General features: G+C 52.8%; 2 protein-coding genes. One reads left to right on the forward strand and one right to left on the reverse strand.

Annotated elements, in window-relative coordinates:
* The first annotated feature begins 140 nt into the window (after positions 1-140).
* Positions 141-716, forward strand: coding sequence for a nicotinate (nicotinamide) nucleotide adenylyltransferase (gene nadD / locus H6A34_RS14390; protein WP_205106075.1), 576 nt, complete (start codon positions 141-143; stop codon positions 714-716).
* Positions 717-867: 151 nt separating this feature from the next.
* Here the strand turns inward: nadD and ispF are convergent, their stop codons facing one another.
* Positions 868-1308 carry a 2-C-methyl-D-erythritol 2,4-cyclodiphosphate synthase gene (gene ispF / locus H6A34_RS14395; protein ID WP_205106076.1) on the reverse strand — a complete coding sequence of 147 codons (441 nt, stop codon included), beginning with the start codon at positions 1306-1308 and terminating at the stop codon, positions 868-870.
* Between the last annotated feature and the right edge of the window lie 68 nt (positions 1309-1376).

Raw genomic sequence — 1376 nt, forward strand, 5'->3', positions numbered from 1 at the left:
GTTTAGGAGTAAAGGAGTAAGGATGGAAGGAGTAAGTAGAAATGTCTTTCACTTTTTCACCTTCTCACCTTTTCATTCAACAAGTCATTTGTCTTAACTCCTTTACTCCATTACTCCTTAACTCCAATAATATATTATCTATGCTCCAAACAGGAATATTCGGCGGCACGTTCAACCCCGTACACAACGGCCATGTAGAGCTTGCGCGCAGGCTGCTTGCCGTCGCACGGCTCGATGAAATATGGTTCGTTGTGTCTCCGCAAAACCCGTTTAAGCGGGCGCTCCACCTTCTTGACGACAACATGCGCCTCGAGATGGTACGCCTCGCGCTCGAGAACGAGTCGCGCATGACGGCATGCGACTATGAATTCGGCATGCCACGGCCGTCATACATGTGGCATACGCTTCAGGCAATGGCCCGCGACTACCCCGACAGACGCTTCACCCTGTTAATAGGAGCCGACAACTGGGCACGCTTCGACGAATGGTTTGCCGCGCGTGATATTCTTGCCAACTATCCCGTAGTGGTGTATCCGCGCGAAGGCACGGCGCTCGACGCCACTACACTGCCCGCCGGAGTGACGCTTGCCGATACCGGACTCGTTCCGGGCAGCAGCACCGAGGTGCGCCGCCTGATAGCCGAAGGAGAGCCGTTCAGCCATCTCGTACCGCCACGCGTGGCTGAGTTTATTGACGCACACGGGCTATATCGCTGAACGGTTGATTATTAACGGATTTGCAAAAGACGGTCTTTAAGCTTCCCAAACGCCGTCTCTTGCACGCTAAAAGGCCGCCTTTCGCAATGCGAAAGACGGCCTTTTGGATTATCATCTAAAACCATCAATTATATCGGAGATGTTAAGGGAGTCAGTCCTTGGCTATCAGCACCACGGCGTATGCGCTTATACCCTCCTCGCGTCCGGTAAATCCGAGGCGTTCAGTGGTGGTCGCCTTAATGGAAATATTGTCCTCGTCGGTACCCATAACCTCGGCAAGACAAGCCTTCATGGCCGGCACGTGCGGATTTATTTTAGGCCGCTCGGCACACACCGTGGCGTCGATGTTGCCGACAGTATATCCCTTTGTGGCTATCAGCTCTACCGTCTTGTGCAGCAAAATCTTGCTGTCGACGTTTAAAGTATCGGCCGACGTATCCGGAAAATGGTAGCCTATGTCGCGCATATTGGCAGCACCAAGCAGCGCATCGCATATCGCGTGGATGAGAACATCGGCGTCGCTGTGGCCCAACAAGCCCATGCTGTGCTCTATTTTTATACCTCCGAGCCATAAATCACGCCCCTCGACCAGACCCTGCGCTTCACTCTTTCGTTCGACATGGACGGAATCAAGGATTTGTTCAGAAGATAAATTCAAGG

Source organism: Marseilla massiliensis (assembly GCF_016899855.1).
Taxonomy (GTDB): Bacteria; Bacteroidota; Bacteroidia; order Bacteroidales; family Bacteroidaceae; genus Prevotella.

Coding starts and splice junctions, on each gene's coding strand:
- nadD (WP_205106075.1), top strand. CDS start 141: ATGCTCCAAACAGGAATATTCGGCGGCACGTTCAACCCCGTACACAAC.